The sequence below is a fragment of the Halomonas sp. QHL1 genome (assembly GCF_001882345.1).
Lineage (GTDB): Bacteria > Pseudomonadota > Gammaproteobacteria > Pseudomonadales > Halomonadaceae > Vreelandella.
In genome coordinates this window covers 1,046,270-1,062,791 of the sequence record NZ_MINL01000001.1, presented here as the reverse complement: position 1 = coordinate 1,062,791, position 16,522 = coordinate 1,046,270, and the positions used below count along the sequence as shown (strand labels likewise).

At 52.6% G+C, this 16,522-nt stretch carries 13 protein-coding genes; 3 read left to right on the top strand and 10 right to left on the bottom strand.

What is annotated here, in order from left to right:
• Positions 1 to 23: 23 nt before the first annotated feature.
• The 4 genes from QHL1GM_RS04840 to leuS all read right to left on the bottom strand — a co-directional run bounded on the left by QHL1GM_RS04840 (position 24) and on the right by leuS (position 4,673).
• Entirely contained in the window at positions 24 to 428 is a 405-nt protein-coding gene (locus QHL1GM_RS04840) for a PA2779 family protein (protein WP_071693457.1), read from the bottom strand.
• Positions 429 to 532: 104 nt separating this feature from the next.
• Positions 533 to 1,600 (bottom strand): DNA polymerase III subunit delta, encoded by a 1,068-nt coding sequence (gene holA / locus QHL1GM_RS04835; protein ID WP_071693456.1) that lies wholly within the window; start codon positions 1,598 to 1,600, stop codon positions 533 to 535.
• Positions 1,597 to 2,091: a hypothetical protein gene (locus QHL1GM_RS04830; protein ID WP_071693455.1), complete on the bottom strand. Its 495-nt coding sequence runs from the start codon at positions 2,089 to 2,091 to the stop codon at positions 1,597 to 1,599. Before QHL1GM_RS04830 ends, holA begins: the two co-directional genes overlap by 4 nt.
• A complete protein-coding gene (gene leuS / locus QHL1GM_RS04825; protein ID WP_071693454.1) occupies positions 2,088 to 4,673 on the bottom strand; it encodes a leucine--tRNA ligase in 2,586 nt (861 codons plus the stop codon). Before leuS ends, QHL1GM_RS04830 begins: the two co-directional genes overlap by 4 nt.
• Before the next feature lie 161 nt (positions 4,674 to 4,834).
• Here leuS and QHL1GM_RS04820 point away from each other — a divergent pair, with 161 nt between their 5' ends.
• A complete protein-coding gene (locus QHL1GM_RS04820) occupies positions 4,835 to 5,356 on the top strand; it encodes a zinc ribbon-containing protein (protein ID WP_071693453.1) in 522 nt (173 codons plus the stop codon).
• Positions 5,357 to 5,365: 9 nt separating this feature from the next.
• Here QHL1GM_RS04820 and QHL1GM_RS04815 read toward each other — a convergent pair whose 3' ends face one another.
• Complete coding sequence (locus tag QHL1GM_RS04815; RefSeq protein ID WP_071693452.1) at positions 5,366 to 6,679, bottom strand: hypothetical protein; 1,314 nt, start codon at positions 6,677 to 6,679, stop codon at positions 5,366 to 5,368.
• Between the two features lie 678 nt (positions 6,680 to 7,357).
• Between QHL1GM_RS04815 and QHL1GM_RS04810 the strand changes: the two genes are divergently transcribed.
• On the top strand, positions 7,358 to 8,074 hold the full coding sequence (locus QHL1GM_RS04810; protein ID WP_071693451.1) for a hypothetical protein: 717 nt from the start codon (positions 7,358 to 7,360) through the stop codon (positions 8,072 to 8,074).
• A 347-nt stretch (positions 8,075 to 8,421) separates the two neighbouring features.
• Here QHL1GM_RS04810 and rlmF read toward each other — a convergent pair whose 3' ends face one another.
• The 5 genes from rlmF to pgaA all read right to left on the bottom strand — a co-directional run bounded on the left by rlmF (position 8,422) and on the right by pgaA (position 15,715).
• Positions 8,422 to 9,366 (bottom strand): 23S rRNA (adenine(1618)-N(6))-methyltransferase RlmF, encoded by a 945-nt coding sequence (rlmF, locus tag QHL1GM_RS04800; RefSeq protein ID WP_254795260.1) that lies wholly within the window; start codon positions 9,364 to 9,366, stop codon positions 8,422 to 8,424.
• Positions 9,367 to 9,680: 314 nt separating this feature from the next.
• Entirely contained in the window at positions 9,681 to 10,091 is a 411-nt protein-coding gene (locus QHL1GM_RS04795; protein ID WP_071693450.1) for a hypothetical protein, read from the bottom strand.
• Positions 10,081 to 11,331, bottom strand: a complete 1,251-nt coding sequence (pgaC, locus tag QHL1GM_RS04790) for a poly-beta-1,6-N-acetyl-D-glucosamine synthase (RefSeq protein ID WP_071693449.1) — start codon at positions 11,329 to 11,331, stop codon at positions 10,081 to 10,083. Before pgaC ends, QHL1GM_RS04795 begins: the two co-directional genes overlap by 11 nt.
• Entirely contained in the window at positions 11,328 to 13,289 is a 1,962-nt protein-coding gene (pgaB, locus tag QHL1GM_RS04785) for a poly-beta-1,6-N-acetyl-D-glucosamine N-deacetylase PgaB (RefSeq protein WP_071693448.1), read from the bottom strand. The genes pgaC and pgaB overlap by 4 nt, the downstream gene beginning before the upstream one ends.
• The gene (gene pgaA / locus QHL1GM_RS04780; protein ID WP_071693447.1) at positions 13,286 to 15,715 is read right to left on the bottom strand and encodes a poly-beta-1,6 N-acetyl-D-glucosamine export porin PgaA; all 2,430 of its coding nucleotides are present in this window, start codon (positions 15,713 to 15,715) and stop codon (positions 13,286 to 13,288) included. Before pgaA ends, pgaB begins: the two co-directional genes overlap by 4 nt.
• A gap of 335 nt (positions 15,716 to 16,050) precedes the next feature.
• Between pgaA and QHL1GM_RS04775 the strand changes: the two genes are divergently transcribed.
• Entirely contained in the window at positions 16,051 to 16,482 is a 432-nt protein-coding gene (locus QHL1GM_RS04775; RefSeq protein WP_071693446.1) for a GFA family protein, read from the top strand.
• Positions 16,483 to 16,522 lie beyond the last annotated feature (40 nt).

Below are 16,522 nucleotides of genomic sequence, written 5' to 3'. Positions count from 1 at the left end.
ACTTAGTGGTCATGAGCTGCCTATCAACGCGTAAACGGATAAACGTCGGTCAGGCCGAGGATATCGGTAATTAACAGAATGATAAAGACGGCAAAGAGCGCACCGATAACGCCACCACCTGCACCGGCAGGCATCATCTCAAGCTGTTCAGCCATTTGCTGTGCTTCAGAATCACTTAAGGCAGCAACGCGGGCATCTACTTCGTCGAGATCAACACCCTGTTTTAGCAGCTGATCTTGCACGTCGGCACGCGCCAGAATCTCATTAATGCGCTCACGGTCAGCGCCAGCACGATCAGCTGACAAAACAGATTGGGTAGAGACTAAATCCATTGATTGGGGAGTAGCGGGGGCCGCTGCAACCGGTAGACTGGTAATTACGAGCGCCGCAATCAGCAGGGTGGAGAGGTAAGCACGCAATGTTTTCATCGTCTTCTTCCTTATAGACTAGTCGGGTTGGCACAAGCTTTTTTTAGCTTGAATCAATAGTATAGAAACAAACGGGACATTTTTTAAGGGGAATGTGCAAAGTACTAATTATTTGCACTAATGCGATAGGTCCAGGCCGATTCAGAGAGCAATCCTCGGCCCCCGGCCATGGTCATGGCTAAATCGTGTAGCCCTTGCCATAGTGGTACTGCCGCTGCGCCCTTAACGGCTAAATCCAGGCGTTGGGCCATTAACAGCAGTTTATGCAGTCGCTTCATGGGGAGGCGACCAATCGCTTTCTGGTAAGCAGGGCGGCGCTTATCAAAAATCATCGGCTTTTGGGTTTTGCAGGCGTGCTCAAAGCTCTGCCCTTGATCCAGGTGCTGATGCAACGAGAGTAGGGTGCGTAGCTCCCGGCTAAGCGCCCATAGCACGATAGGCGCCTCAACGCCTTCACTGCGCAGGCCATTCACAATGCGCGAAGCGCGGCTGGGCTCGCCTTTCAAGCAGGCATCGGCCAAATTGAAAACATCAAAGCGTGTGCTGTCTTCAACCCCTTGGGCGATGCTCTCAACGTTCAGGCGGGTGCCTTGGGGGTGGATTAATGCCAGTTTTTGCAACTCTTGGTCAGCGGCCAGCAAATTGCCTTCGGTGCGCTCACCCAGCAGACGAGCGGCTTCCAAGTCAATTTGTAAGCCGTGCAGCGAGGCGCGGTCACGCAGCCAATAACCTAAGCGGGAGGCATCCACGGGCCATACCGGTACAAACAAGCCGTGCTTATCCAGTGTTTTAAACCAGGCGCTTTTTTGTTGCTTGGCATCTAGCTTGCCCATACCAATGAGCAGAACGTCATCGCTGTTATCCAGGGTTTCGGCGTACTGCGCTAACGCTTTACTGCCTTCTTGGCCTAGCTTGTGATTGCCTAAGCGCAACTCCATTAGCTTGCTGGTCGCAAACAGCGAGAGGTTGCTCGACATTTCCATCAATCGGCCCCAGGCAAAGTTGGGCTCGACATCGAGTACTTCGCGCTCTTCAACGCCTGCTTGGCGAGCTGCGGCCCTTACTGCATCGCAGGCGTCGCGATGCTGTAAGGGTTCATCACCGGCTACGATCACCACGCGGGGAAGCTTTTTTGCCAACGCAGCGGGGAGCTGATCAGCAAATACCTTCACTGCATGCCCTCAACGTAAGTAAGGCGCTCGATGATTCGTTGAGACAGCTGGCGCGCAAGCGTTTGTTCAGCTTCCATCATCAACGTTTCGCGGTTGAGCAGGTCGTCATCGCTGACACGAATACGGGTATCCGTCGACAGCGTTTCGTTGTTGAGGTGATAGGCATTAGACACCCGCTCCTGTACCGAGAGCGTAGTGCTTAGCGTTAGCTCGTGTTCACGGCTTGCCCGGCCATCACTTCCCAATCGCCGCTCAATTAACGCGGGCGTACCCAGTGTGACTCGCCATGGGGCATCAGCAGTTACCTGAGTGCCTAGCTGTTGAAGACGCGAAGCGACCTGTTGAGCGACGGCACTGTTGGTATCGCCCTCTAAGGAAAGGGTAGGCAGCGTTGGCAGTGATTCAGTGCCGCGTAGCCGAAATCCACACCCGCTGAGCAGCACCGCCGCCGAAGCGGCGATGCTGGTGATTAAAAAGCTGCGTCGATTCATCCGCTCACCACTATATTAACCAGTTTGCCGGGCACTACGATCACTTTTCGCACGGTGTTGCCCTCAAGAAAGCGCTGAACGTTTTCGTGTTCCATCGCCATTTTTTCAACAGCCGCTTTATCGGCGCTTGCGGGCACTTCAAGGCGAGCGCGCAGCTTCCCGTTAACTTGTACCACCAGCTCGATGCTATCGCGGGTAAGGGCGGACTCATCCACCACCGGCCAGGTCGCTTCGATAGCGGGTCCTGAGTGGCCAAGCGCTTCCCATAGCCTATGGCACAAGTGCGGCGTAATCGGCGAGAGCAGCAGTACGCAGGCTTCTAGTGCTTCGCGGCTAACCGCCAGACCAAGCTCGGAGCTATCGTCGAACTTACCGATGGCGTTAGACAGCTCCATCACCGCGGCAATGGCGGTATTGAAGGTGGTACGGCGGCCAATATCGTCGCTGGCTTTCTTGATGGTCTCGTGGGTTTTCCGGCGCAGTGTTTTTTGGTTGTCGTTTAGCGCATCGCTGTCCAGCGCGCACGGTGTACCATCCGCCAAGTGTTCATTAACCTGACGCCACAGGCGTTTCAAGAAGCGGTGGGCGCCCTCAACGCCGGAATCCGACCACTCCAGGGACTGCTCGGGCGGTGCGGCGAACATCATAAACAGGCGCACGGTGTCGGCGCCGAACTTGTCGATCATCGACTGCGGATCAACGCCGTTGTTTTTCGACTTGGACATCTTCTCGATGCCGCCCATCTCTACCGGCTCGCCGTCACTCATCAAAATAGCGCTCAGGGGGCGGCCTTTCTCATCGCGCTTCACTTCCACGTCAGCGGGGTTAAACCACTGCTTGCCACCATTATCAGTAGAGCGGTAGAAGGTTTCCGCAATGACCATGCCCTGGGTCAGAAGCTGCTGGAAGGGCTCGTCGGAATCAACCAAACCGAAATCACGCATCAACTTGTGGAAGAAACGCGCATACAGCAGGTGCAGAATGGCGTGCTCGATACCGCCAATGTAGAGATCAACCGGAAGCCAGTAGTTAGCGCGTTCGTCCAGCATTGCCTCGGTGTTATCGGCACAGCAGAAGCGGGCGTAGTACCAAGAGGACTCCATAAAGGTGTCGAAGGTATCGGTTTCACGGGTCCAGCCATCGCCCAGGTCAGAGAACGCCGACATCTTTTTCAACGGCGAGCCCGAGGCGTCTACGGTGACTTCCATCGGCAACGAGACCGGTAGTTCGTCATCGGTGAGCGGTACGGTTTGACCTTCCGGGCCGTATTTGACCGGAATCGGTGCACCCCAGTAGCGCTGGCGGGCAACGCCCCAATCGCGCAGGCGGTAGTTGGTTTTCACTTCGCCACGGCCAAGCTCGGCCAATTTGGCGGCGATGGCATCAAAGGCCTGTTCAAAGCCGAGCCCATCAAACTCGCCGGAATTCACTACCGTGCCGTATTCGGCATAAGCCGCTTCAGAAATGTCGGCGGGCTTGCCACTTTCATCGGCGATGACCGGTTTGATCGCAATGCCGTACTTGGTGGCAAACTCCCAATCGCGCTGGTCGTGGCCGGGCACCGCCATGACGGCACCGGTACCAAACTCCATCAGCACGAAATTAGCCACGTATACGGGCACTTCGTCGCCCGTTAGCGGGTGAACCGCCATATGGCCGGTGAGCATGCCTTTTTTCTCTTTGGTGGCCATTTCTGCTTCAGAGGTGCCGCCCCTTGCGCACTCATCACAAAAGGCCGCCAGATCACTATTCTGCTCAGCCGCCTGCTTGGCCAGCGGGTGGCCTGCGGCAACCGCCACGTAGGTAACGCCGAGCAGCGTGTCCGGGCGAGTGGTGTAGACCGCTAGCGGCTCATTGGCTTGGCCATCAGCGCCCTTCACATCAAAGGTCAGTTCAACGCCACGGGATTTACCAATCCAGTTGCGTTGCATGGTTTTGACCTGCTCGGGCCATTCGACTTTATCCAAGTCGGCCAGCAGCTCATCGGCGTAGTCGGTAATTTTCAAGAACCACAGCGGGATCTCTTTACGCTCAACCAAAGCGCCAGAGCGCCAGCCGCGGCCTTCGATAACCTGCTCATTGGCGAGTACGGTTTGATCAACCGGGTCCCAGTTGACCGTCGACATCTTCTTATATACCAAGCCTTTTTCTACCAGCTTGGTGAAGAACCACTGCTCCCAGCGGTAGTAGCTGGTATCGCAGGTGGCGAATTCGCGGCTCCAGTCGTAGGCAAAGCCCAGTGCCTTCAACTGATTACGCATGTAGTCGATGTTTTGGTAAGTCCACTTGGCGGGCGGCACCTGGTTCTGGATGGCGGCGTTTTCAGCGGGCATACCGAAGGCATCCCAGCCCATGGGCTGCATGACATTTTTGCCTTGCATACGCTGGTAACGGGATACAACGTCACCGATAGTGTAATTACGCACGTGGCCCATATGCAGCTTACCGCTGGGGTAGGGGAACATGGAGAGGCAGTAAAACTTCTCCCGGTTCGCGTCCTCTACGGCTTTGAAGCACTGATTTTTATCCCAGTACTGCTGGGCGTCGCGTTCGATTTCACGAGGGCTGTAGTGTGCGTCCATCGGTTTAATAATGCCTTGGCGTATTCGCCCAAAAGGGGCGCAAAGTGAATGTGAGATGACATCTATCAGATAAGTGAGGTCGATTGTATCCTATGCAGGTGTATCCTTGAACGGTAAGCCGGTGATAGGTAACTGCACGCGTCGATAAAAGGAGAGGCACCATGAGTGAACAGCAGAATGACAATCGCCTACGCGAAGGCTACGAGCGCTTGCTAGAGCGGATGCAGGGCGGCGCCAACGAGCTCACCTGGGAAAATTTGCAGAAGGATTTGGACGACGCGGTCGAATTTGAATCGGAGCTAGAGGAGTACACTAAAGACGAGCTAGCGCTGCTGCGCGCCTGGGTCGAGCGTGACCTGAAGGACATGCGCTACTACATGGCAGATACCGGCAAGCAGGTGGCCAGCTGGCTGGGCATCGATATTGACGGCCTTTCTCGGCGCGTGGCGGAGTCGCTGCTTTCGATTGCCGACCGCAGCGTGGTCGAACGCGAACGTTTTGAAGATGACTTAGAAGCAGCTCGCGCCGACTACTGTGAAGGCGAGATGGCTGCGCCGGGCCTAATGGCCTGCACCCACTGCGATGCCCAGGTGATGCTGCCTAACGTTGCCCGCCTGGAACCTTGCCATCAGTGTGGCCATCGTTACTTCTACCGTTTTCCCAGTAAAATCATTGAGACCTAACCGAGCCAACTAGCCCACTAGGTAACTCACGCCTGCAATTGCCCCTAACGAAAGCAGGCTCATCACTGCAGCGTAGAGCAGGTTATTTTTCATCATGCGATAACCGCTCACCCCGTAACGCCCCTGCAGCGAGAGATTGATTCCTGAAAGTGGGCCCACACTGGTGCCCACCGCCCACGACGTTAATGCCACAAACGCGAACACGGTTTGCTCACCGTCCTGCAAGTTAAGTATTGAAGCTAGCACCGACACGCCAATAATTGGATGCAAACCTGCCAGTGCGCTCAACGTAATTGCTGCAAAGCTGAGCATCGCCTGGGGCGTGCCGAAGCGGGTGAAAAGCGTCCAATCGCTGCCAGCCGCTGCCGTGACCAATGTTGAAAGGCCAATCGTTAATAGTCCTGCGGCTAAAAACAGCGAAATCTCTCCACGCATGGCGGGTAGCCGCGTGGTGGTGTGCTGGCGGAGGCGGTGCATAGTAAGGCGGGGCCCATGGGGTAGGTTGCTCATCACCGCCACGCTGGGCAGCAAAAAGGTAATAATGCTGACAATGGTAAGGGCAGGGGTGAGCACAAAGTGAAACAGCATCACCAACGCTGCCATACCTACTGGCATAAATAGACTGCGCGGCGCCAGGGAATAGCCATCCACTTCGCTGAGGTCAAACCGGCGCCGTAGTTCCAGCGTGGTTAACAGCCCCGACAGCATCGCAATGGGAAAACCCACCACGGCAATTTGCGCGTACTGCACCTCGGGTACTAATGCGATCACGACACCCATGGAAGCGAAAAACGGCGACCACAGCGCCGCGCTGGAAAGCCCGCGGTTAAGTGCCAACAGTTGGGGAGTGGTGAGGGGGCCGCGCCGGGCCAGCTTATCGCCCACCATAAACACGGTAGAGAGATTCAAAATCGTACCCAGGAAGTGCACACCCAGCCAGGTGCGCAGCACACCACCCGCCCCGGTCACTCGGCTGCCTGTCGCGCCCTTATTGCCTTGCTTGCCAATCAGCGAGATAAAGCTAACGCCCACCAGCATGGCCGCCACAAACGAATTGCCCTGCAACATAGCGGCCCAATCCACCTCGGCGCCGTAAACAAACCGCGCTACCAGCAGCATGCCCACGCCTAGCGCAATCAGCACGCCCGCCTGGATACGCGAACGCTTCGGAATATCCCGCCACAGCAACACAACCGCCGCCCACAGCAAATAGCTCACCGCATGCGCGGTGCTCAACCAGCCGGTAAAGCCAATAATTTGCGTGATCAATCCAAGTAGAATCAGCACGCCCGCCAAGCGCTGCCGAGAATTCGTCTCTTCCATGCCAAACCCTTAATAGTGAATTAGCAGGCTAATCGGATTTGCATAGGAAGGCTAGCGGAAAGCTAAGAGTTAGGAGTAGGGGCTTTTCGAAGCGTATGGTAACGAGCGAAGCGAGGCACCCGTGAAAGTACCGTGCAGCGGGACCAGATTAAGGCAACCAAAGAGCTTTTGCCCTGACAGACAACTTTTTTGCACCGACACGTGACCTAAGCCAATTTTATCAATAAGGTATGGTTAATGAGTCAGGCACGGTCGCAATTGGAGCGTTTAAACTTAGCCCAAGTGTGCCGTATCGGTTGCGTGGTTTTGCTTCAAGAGGTGAGAAACGATGCTTTATTCAGACTAATGAAGCATTGTATTCAGCAGCAGTATATTTTTTCAGTAAGTGGGCTATAGCGCTTTATCCGTATAACAGTTTTCACACAATTCATTAGTTTCGGAGGCCTGCTTTGCATATCCATTTGGTATCTATCTCCTGATGGTGGATATACATACAGAGTTATTGAGCTTGGCAAAACGCGCAAGAGTGCGAATTCTGAAAATAGAGCCTAATTATTAATTTAATTTAAAATCATATGGTTACACACTAAAAGGTGGGCTATATTTGCTTAGTAACCATGCTGGTGCGTTCATCCAATCATAGAACGCGCCTTCTAATACCTGTTAGGCATTCACACTATGGAACCGTACTTCTTCAGTGGCGTTGTAGTTCCAGAGCGAGCTCAGTTATCGCTTCAAATTACCCTAGGATTTTCACATGTCGCATCAGGAGTAAATGGCACAGCAAGAATAAGCATCGTTTTAAACCAGATTGCTGTGTGGATAGAGAGTGAGCACGATTGGGATATATTTGATTTACGAAATGTCGTTAAAAATATTATCCAAAACCATTTGGCAATGGTGGGCTATCTCAAAGGTTACGCCTACGACTTTGAGATTACCCGTGTCCTAAATCAAAGCCGCGAAATCGATTACGTCTTTGGCATTGATATTCCATGCCTTGCCGATCGAGACAATACAGTCGACTTGCAAGACGCCCTGTTCAAACTCAGGGAGAAGACAATTGGTCCAAACGGTATGCTCTTGAATCGCTGCTTCAGTGATCTAGTTTCCGCCATGAAGCACGCTGATGACACTGGCTTTTACTGCTATCGTGCAATTGAGTCACTGCGCCATCATTGTGCCGCTGTGCATGGTTTGTCTGCCGATAATAAGTCCACACAGTGGGCAAAACTCCGAGAAGTTTCTGGTAGCGACGAACAAACCATCCGCGCAATAAAGGCGGCAGCTGACCCATTGCGCCACGGCGAGGCTCACGCGGCCGACTCGGAAGATCGTGCAAAGTTACTGACGAGCACGTGGAACGTCGTCGATGAGTACTTAAATAACGCCTAACAAACGTTTCAAGGCCGTTCGCTTCGCTCACTCGGGACAGGCTAAAGCCCGCCCCTTAACCAAACGTTGAGGCTGTAGAAAAACCCCTTTGACGCCTAAGTTTGGTAGGATCGGGAAAAACAGATGAGGAGTAGTCAGCATGCCGCGCTTCAAGCCTTATAACCACGATCAAAATGCCATGGTGGTGATCAACTACCAAGATCAGCTCTAACCAGCATCTTTGAACATGCAGTGTACTATCTGATTGAGCACAAGTTCGACTTGCCGTGTCTTCTTCTAGGGCGATGTGCTAATCGGACTAATCTCACGGCAGGCGTCGTACCATCATGCGCCACCTCGGGTACGGCTCACATAAATGTCCAGGCCAATACTCTGGTAACTTTATTTCCCTGCTTCATCTCTATTTCCCGTATATCAACGGCACCTAGCTTACGAATCAACTTCATTGCAGGCTTAACATTGTCGGTTTTTGAAACCAGGCTGCTAAACCAGCGGCATTGAGTTGAATACACTTGGCTTTCTCTTATTAGCTTTTTGAGAAACAGCTGTTCGCCCCCCTTACACCAAAGCTCTGCCCCTAGCCCGCCAAAGTTCAAAACGGGAGATTTGGTTTTTGCTTTTTGTTCACCGCGACTACGCGCAAGGTTATTGTGTTTGAGCTGGCTACCTTTAAGAGCTTCATCGAGCGAGGCATGGAAGGGTGGGTTGCATACGCTGACGTCAAAGAACTCCCCAGCTTGAATGATCCCTTCAAAAATGTGGTTTTTATCGTGCTGCGTGCGCAACGTGAAGCAATCTTTAAGGGTGGGGTTGTTGGTGATGATCGTGGCTACGTTCTCAAGTGACCGAACGTTAATGTCACTACCCACACACTGCCAGCCGTAAATTTGGCAGGCCAGTAGCGGGTAGATGCCATTGGCTCCCGTCCCTATATCGAGCAGCTTGATGCTGGGCTGTTCGCGTCCAAGCGCAATTAAGTCCGCCATGTAATGGATATAGTCGGCTCTGCCTGGGATGGGAGGGCAAAGCGCGCCTTCTGGAATGTCCCAGTCGACAATATTGTAGTATCGGTTTAATAACGCGGCGTTGAGCGTTTTGACTGCCAATGGGTCTGCGAAATCGATGGAAAGTGCGCCATGAGCGTTCGGTTTCACATGGGGAGCTAGTGCTGGGTGGCTTTTTACGAGAGCGGGGAAGTCATAGCCTTGGTTGTGTAGATTCCTAGGGTGCAGGCCTTTGCGAACAGGTTTGGCTCGGCTTTTTTCATTTCGATGGAGGGTGTTCACAGTCATAGGCCTGGGGCTGAGCGTTCATTATTCGAGTGGGTTTGGCATAGTCTGTGATTATAACCTTAATGGTTGTGTTGGGCTTACTCGGTGGTTCGAGTTATGTGCATATGATGAGTACATATCTCTGCTGCAGGCTCTAAGCCCCCATCTTTCGTACTAATAAATGCGGAGATGCATGGGCGGAAAGATTGGCTCGCCTGCCTTAGGCTTTGGCGCTGCTTGGGTGCCTCGCTTTGCGTACCTGACATGCTTGTTATTAAGCGAAGAAGTGCTTTCCATTCAGGCTTTGAGGCCTGAATGGAATGACGCGTGCTGGTTTAGCTAGTTGCTTGGTTGGGTATGCCGGCTTTTTCTTGTTCGTGCATTTGGTAGCTTTCGATTTTGCAGTCTATTTCGTTATCCGTGTCGTTCTCTATTGTCAGCGTTGGCTGCTGGAGGTGGCGCAGCTGCCGCTTTAAGTAGCTAGTGTAAAGATATTTTTTATAAACGGCCCAGCAGTGAAAGGTCAGGAAGGTGACCACAAAACCGATTAGCACCACCTTGATCATTACAGAAGCGTAGAGCTTTTCAAGAATCGCTTCTTCCACAATAAAGAACATATACATCCTGGATATCACCAGTATCCACAGTGCGAGGGTGGCCAGGGTGATTAAGGTATCGCGGGATCTGTAGCCCCAACCTTTCTGGCAGGGGTTATCGATGATAACGGGCATTAGTTTATTGTTCATGGAATTGCTCCCCTCTGTCCGGACTAGTCCAGGTGGCGGGCCTTCCCTTTTGGCGCATCATGGCTCTGGGAAAGGCGATAACGACGGTGACCATATTGATGATCCAATAGGCGAACGGGTACCAGATACTCCAGTAAACGCAGCGGAATATCTCTTTATCGTAGCGGCTGTCAATATAGAAACTGACAGTGAACTGGATAAAGCTGATGGCGATCAGGATGCTGCCAAAATAGGTGAGCAACTGTGCGGTAATGGGCCATGCCATGGGCATTACAACTTGAGAAACCAGCCAGGCGATCAACAGTGCGATCACTGAGTAGCACCAGGCCACACTGACGATATATTCCAGCATGAGGAGCCAGAAACCGCGGTTTTTCCAGCGAATAGTCTGGGAGAAGTAGCGTAGGAAAACCTCGCCGCCACCTTGGGCCCACCGAAGTCGCTGCTTGAAGAGCCCGCGCAGAGTTTCGGGCATAAGCACCCAACACATGGCTCTGGGCTCGTAGCGAACTTGCCCACCTAAAATCTGTAAGCGCCAACTAACATCGATATCTTCGGTGATCATATCGGTGTTCCAACCGCCAATTTCTTCCAGTGCTTTACGCCGAAACGCACAAATGACGCCGGAAATGGTAAATACCATTCCGTATATGCGCTGTGCACGCTTGATCAGGCCGATAATGGCGGAAAACTCGCCGGTTTGAATCTTGCCGATAGCGGTGGAGCGAGTTCTCACCCTGGGGTTTCCGGTAACCCCACTCACCTTTGGGCTGCTAAGAAAATGGCCAACCATATACCCAATGGCGTCGTAGTCGAGTATCGCGTCACCATCAATCCCGACGATGATGTCGCCGGTGGCTTGGCTTAATCCATTATTCAAGGCACTAGCTTTGCCTTGATTGTCTTGGTGGAGCACGGTTAACGCGGGGTACTTCAGCGCTAAGGCGTCAAGTCGGCTGCCGGTGTCATCTTTGCTGCCATCGTTAACGGCAATAACTTCCATGTGCGGGTAGTTCTGTTTGAAAAGGTGATGAACCGTTTCATCCACATTGGCTCCTTCGTTATAACAGGGCAGTAGCACCGTGACGCTAGGGGTGTTTTCGTCCCATACAAACGTGTTTGGCCAGGGCTGCTTGCGCTCCCAATGCAGGTAAAAATAGATGCCTCCACAGATCCATATGGTCGCCATTAAGCTGGGGTAGCCCAGGGTGAAGACCGCCAGAGAGTCGAGTATGTTCATGGGATGGCCTTAAACCGACGTCCGATGGAGAACACTGGCCTCATCACATTCATGGCAGGATGGTTTTGATGAAAATCATCCGGATAATAGCCAATGTTTTTGATGCCCTCTTCGCGCAGTATGCGCACCCATTGGGCCATCTCCTCACTGGGTATGGGGGTTTGGGTGCGCCAATCCTGTGCTTGCAGTTCAAAGACCAATTGGTCGGCGCTTACCTGTGCTAGCGAACGCTGGGCAAGGCTCCTCAACCACTCATTAGGATTGTCCGCTTCCTCCATGTAGGGCATGGCCATCACGGCGACGTAGTCGTAGCCATTGGCGAAGTTTTGAATGTCTTGGGCAAACCAGCGCTTGCTGTTTGGCTCCATCACCGTGACGGCATATATATTGCGAGCCGTGGTGAATGTCTTGTTGTCAGTCTGGCGGTAGTAGTTAGCCGCCCGCTCCAGCTCTAAAGTGAGATCGGTTAAATACTCCATTTTAAAGCGAGTCCATGAATCCATCAGGCCATCGTCGTCGCGAATTGCGTTTATATCTCTTGGTAAAGAAGCGCTTTCATAGGCTGCCAAGGCTTCTGGGTTGGCGTCTTCAAAGTCGGTAAAGAAGGCGTCATCGTGAAACAGCAAGCCGTCGAACTTGGTTAGTCGGCCAAGATCTAGATAGATTTCTCGAATGATGTTGCGGTTTTCTTGTACGTAGGGAGAAAGTCGACGGTATTGATCGGGTGACTCCTGGCCAGTTCTTACATCGGTGACATATTGATAACCAGATCCCAAGTCAAACGCTAGCACCGGCATCCACGCGTAGACCTTTACATTGGCGCGTTTTTTTAACTGCCAAGCGACGCGGTTAAAAAGATCGGCTCTAACCGGTAGGTGGCGGTTGGGGAAGTAAAGCTCATCGGCAACGCCGTCGCCATCGGGGTCTGCATAGGCCTGAAGATAAACGGTGCTGACGCCGTACTCGGCGATACGCTCGATGAGCCTGTCGAGATTTTGCTCCTGCTGAATGGGATCAGGGTCATACACATAATCCAGGTCAACATGCACAATACGCAGCTTTTCTAGCTCCCACACGCGGTTGGCAAGGATCTCTTCTATGGTTTCCAGGCTGGTTTCCTGGTCGATGAGATAGCGGTTCATGGCCCGCATGGGGTCGCTAAGCTGATTAGGCGCGCTGAGTAGGCTGAAGGTGTAGTCCATGCCATATTCCGCGGCTAGATTGAGTGTCGCTTCACTGTAGGCGCCGTAAGGCCAGACCATGATGCGTGGAGATTGGCCCATCTGCTCTTGAAAACGCTGCTGCGTCCGCGCCATATCTTCACGTAGCCGTTCCAGGTAGTCCGCCTCGCTTTCGTAACCGTTGCGCTCATCCCAGATGCTGGTTACGGCGGCCGCTTGCTCGTTGCCCATGGGGTTGCCCTTAGCCCCGTAATGCAGGTCGTAAGAGTGGGAGGCAATTTCCACCAGCGGGGATTCATCTAGGGTCTTGACTTGCTCCCAGGTAAGAAAACGTTCGCGGGGGAGGGTGATATTGCCATAGTTCACCCGCCCACCAGCGGGCACATCCAACCAACTGCCCACCACTGCTTGCACCGCGGGGAAGTTATACAGTTTTAGTAATGGAAAGACGATATCGTAGAAGCTGCGATAGCCATCATCGAAGGTCAGCAGCACGGCTTTTTCGGGCAGAGGTGGCCCACCCGCTTTGGCATCAATAATTTGTTGCAAACTTACCGGGTTATAACCACCCACGGAAATCAGGTTGAAGTGTTCAATTAACCGACTACGGGTGATGGTCTGCGAGTATATATCCAGTTCGGGGGTGACACTGGCATCCACGATATCGTGGTAGCTGATAACTACATAATCGCCTGTTAAACGGGCGGCCTGGGCCTGCTGAATATTGACGATAACCAGCAATACCGCACTCAATATAATGACGCGCCAGAGTGTCATAGGAATCTCCATACAAAGCCGGCTGAAATAACATTGTCGTATTCAGGAACGCCGTCGTAGACGGCTCTTTCGCGTGCGATGCCGTACTCGAAGCTCACATTGGGGGCGAGCTCCCAGCTATGCTGGTATCCCACTGACCATGTATTTTCACTGTCGTAATCTTTCTGCCAGTAACGACCTGAACCTAGCGAGAAGGTCTGGATAAAGGACTGTCGGTAATCGAGCGGAATCTCATAATCAACTGATAAGACGCCCGCTAGGCTGGCATCCCGTTCTGGATTGAAATAGCTGGCTTCCACCTCATCATTACGCGAAGCAGACGCTTGAACCTCAGCATTAATTTGCCAGCGGTCTAGGTGGTAGAGAGTTTGGTCCCAGTACCCGTACACAGATTGGCGTAGGTTGCTATCGTCAAAGTCGGTAGCCATTACACCGATTGCACCTGCACCTCGCTCATCGCGACGATAAGCCAGTTCAGCGCGATAGCGGTCGGCATTAATGCCATCGCGCAGAGCTCGCAGTGGAGTATCACTAGTGTTGATTTCGACGCCCAGCGTGGTGGAGATGTGATCCGTTGGCGCGTATTGCAGTTCTGCAAGCGCCATGAAATCCTCGTTGAGCTGTGAGCCATGTCCCGCTGCCAGGGTCACCGTGGCAGGGTGCAGATTCCATTCGTAGCCAGCCACGTTGTAAGAGGCATAGAGATTTTCATCATCAAACTCGCCGAACTGGCCAATACGCTGCGCGAACGGGCGGGAGCCGTTGTCATTGCGAGGTCCTTCCAGCAGCACTTCATAGGTCCACTCCCGGGAAGCCTGGGTGCCACTGCCTGAGCCCTTACTACGCTCAAACGAGCTGCTCAACTGAGGAGCACGCAGTTCGCGCCACTCACGAGCCATATCGTCCCTTGATGCACTTGGCCGGGCTTCTGAAATTTCTTTGGCAATTTCGGTGGTTGTTCCTTTCCACTGGCCGCGCTGTAAGCGAGAAAGCAGTATCCCGTGTTCTGCGCCTTCCTGCTGTTCTGGTGACAATAAAGGGATGGCCTGCTGGAAGGACTCTTCGGCTCTTCTTGGCAATCCCCGGTCACGCTCAATATCGCCTTTTAACAGCCACAAGTAAGGGTCGGCAGGTGCTTGGCTCTGATACTCTGCGAGACGTTCGCTGGCCTCGTCGGTGCGGCCGCGCCAGGCATCAAGTAAAACACCTAACATCAATACTTTTTGGTAGTTGGGATTTTCGATACGAACGGTTTGAGTGAAGTCCAAGCGTTGCTCGGGTTCATTGGCGCGCCACTCTTCTAATAGTCTGTCAGCATCGCGAAAGCGCTGGGCATCGGTGTAACTGTAGAACAGCCCTTCGTTAAGCGGATCGTCTGGATTTGTGGCCTGCGCCGGGGATTGTCGAATCAGGTTTTCGTAGAGAGTGATAGCCTCGTTTGGGCGACCCATGCCATTTAGAGCATGGGCTCTGGCTCGGGCAACATAGCTGGGTAACTGGCCGTGCTGGCTCTCTAGTCTTACGGCTAGCGCTTCTGCCTCTGAGAAACGTCTTAATTCGGCCAGCGCTACTACCTTGTCGTACTCGGCGATAGTGATGAGTTCTTGGGGTGCTTCCGCACTACTCAGCACGCTATTTAACTGTGCCAAGCCACTGCGAGTTCTGGTCGGCTGGTCGGTATGAATACCCAGACGTATATCGGTAACCCCTTCATAATAAGTAAGCCATAGGCGATCATTCTCAGTGAAAACATCAGGGTTGGTTTGCATAATACGTCGAGCTGCAGAGCTGGCGCCCAAGCCTACCGCTAGTCGATAAAGTGCATGCAGTTCACTTGTGTTGCCAGGATCTTGCGCGACCAATGTTTGGCGGGCATCCAGTTCTTGCATGGCATTAGCGGTTTGTGAGGCTAGGTAGCCCCTTGCTTCAAGACCCGCCGTCGTCGTGGTGCCAGCTACTTGGTTGTACTGCTGTAGGGATATATCCGCCAGCGTATAGTTGCCCATATCGGTATGGACTAACGATTGACCAAGCCAACCTTGAGCATTTGATGGATCGCGATAGGTGAGCGTTCGAAACAACTCCAGCGCCTGTTCGTACTCACCTGCGCTCCGCGCGGCCCCCGCTAAATTGGCAAGTTCTGAATCACTGTAGTTTTCCGTTTGGCACCAGGTGCAAACCGCCAGTGCTTCCTGGTGGCGTCCGGCTCGAACCAGTAGCGCTACTAAATCTTCACGCACGCGAACATCGCGTGTTTGGTGATAAAGTGTCTGTAAGCCATCAATTGATGTTTCCAGAGCCCCCTGACGTGCTTGGATAACCAATGCTTCGCGTTGCGCGTCGATCGTCGATTGCCCATATGCCACGCCCGACGTTAGGCAGGCGAGTAGGCAAATCGGCAGGAGGGAGCTAGGACGGTTATGCATGTTGATATTCCTACCCTGGATGAAAATGACGATACATTTGTAATTAAATGTATCTTTCCAGTGTATAGGAGTACCTTCGAGTAAAAATTGGACTAAAACGTGAACTTGAAGAGGAATATCATCAGTAAAAGAACTGAGAAAGTTCATCAAGTGCTCATGAGAGCGAACCCTAATTCCGTGGTTGTGGGTTTTAGCGTCATAGGTAAAAAAATTAGGGTTACTCTTAAATCAGTTTTAACCAGTTTTGGTCTATCCTGATGGTAAAGTTTTTTCGACAAACTATTCAACTAGAAACTCTATTTTAAGTTACTAAGTGTTATGAAGAGAGAGAAGATATGGCAAAGACCATTCATCACAAAGGCGCTTGTCTCTGCGGCGCTGTAAGCGTCAGCGTGACTACTAAAAACAACCATGTCGGCGTATGCCACTGCTCGATGTGCCGAAATTGGGGTGGAGGCCCGCTATTTGCCGTTGAGTTTGCGGAGGATGTAACGTTTGAAGGTACAGAGCATGTGACCACCTTTAGTTCTTCAGAGTGGGCCGAGCGTGGCTTCTGCCAACAGTGTGGTACGCACCTGTTTTATCGTTTAAAGCAGAATGGGCACTACGCGCTTCCCATAGGGCTTCTTGATAGCGATGAGGAGTGGAAAATTATCGAGCAAGTATTTATTGACCAAAAGCCTGCCTACTACTCATTGGCAGAAAAAACCAAGCAACTAACGGGGGAGGAGGTATTTGCTCAATACAGTGGCAATAGCGATTGCTGAATAGCATTGTCGGTAATAAGTGGTTAAAGACTTTCATTAT

Coding starts and splice junctions, on each gene's coding strand:
- QHL1GM_RS04775 (WP_071693446.1), top strand. CDS start 16,051: ATGGCAAAGACCATTCATCACAAAGGCGCTTGTCTCTGCGGCGCTGTA.
- pgaB (WP_071693448.1), bottom strand. CDS start 13,289: ATGACACTCTGGCGCGTCATTATATTGAGTGCGGTATTGCTGGTTATC.
- QHL1GM_RS04820 (WP_071693453.1), top strand. CDS start 4,835: ATGAGTGAACAGCAGAATGACAATCGCCTACGCGAAGGCTACGAGCGC.
- pgaA (WP_071693447.1), bottom strand. CDS start 15,715: ATGCATAACCGTCCTAGCTCCCTCCTGCCGATTTGCCTACTCGCCTGC.
- QHL1GM_RS04815 (WP_071693452.1), bottom strand. CDS start 6,679: ATGGAAGAGACGAATTCTCGGCAGCGCTTGGCGGGCGTGCTGATTCTA.
- QHL1GM_RS04830 (WP_071693455.1), bottom strand. CDS start 2,091: ATGAATCGACGCAGCTTTTTAATCACCAGCATCGCCGCTTCGGCGGCG.
- rlmF (WP_254795260.1), bottom strand. CDS start 9,366: ATGACTGTGAACACCCTCCATCGAAATGAAAAAAGCCGAGCCAAACCT.
- QHL1GM_RS04795 (WP_071693450.1), bottom strand. CDS start 10,091: ATGAACAATAAACTAATGCCCGTTATCATCGATAACCCCTGCCAGAAA.
- leuS (WP_071693454.1), bottom strand. CDS start 4,673: ATGGACGCACACTACAGCCCTCGTGAAATCGAACGCGACGCCCAGCAG.
- QHL1GM_RS04810 (WP_071693451.1), top strand. CDS start 7,358: ATGGAACCGTACTTCTTCAGTGGCGTTGTAGTTCCAGAGCGAGCTCAG.
- pgaC (WP_071693449.1), bottom strand. CDS start 11,331: ATGAACATACTCGACTCTCTGGCGGTCTTCACCCTGGGCTACCCCAGC.
- QHL1GM_RS04840 (WP_071693457.1), bottom strand. CDS start 428: ATGAAAACATTGCGTGCTTACCTCTCCACCCTGCTGATTGCGGCGCTC.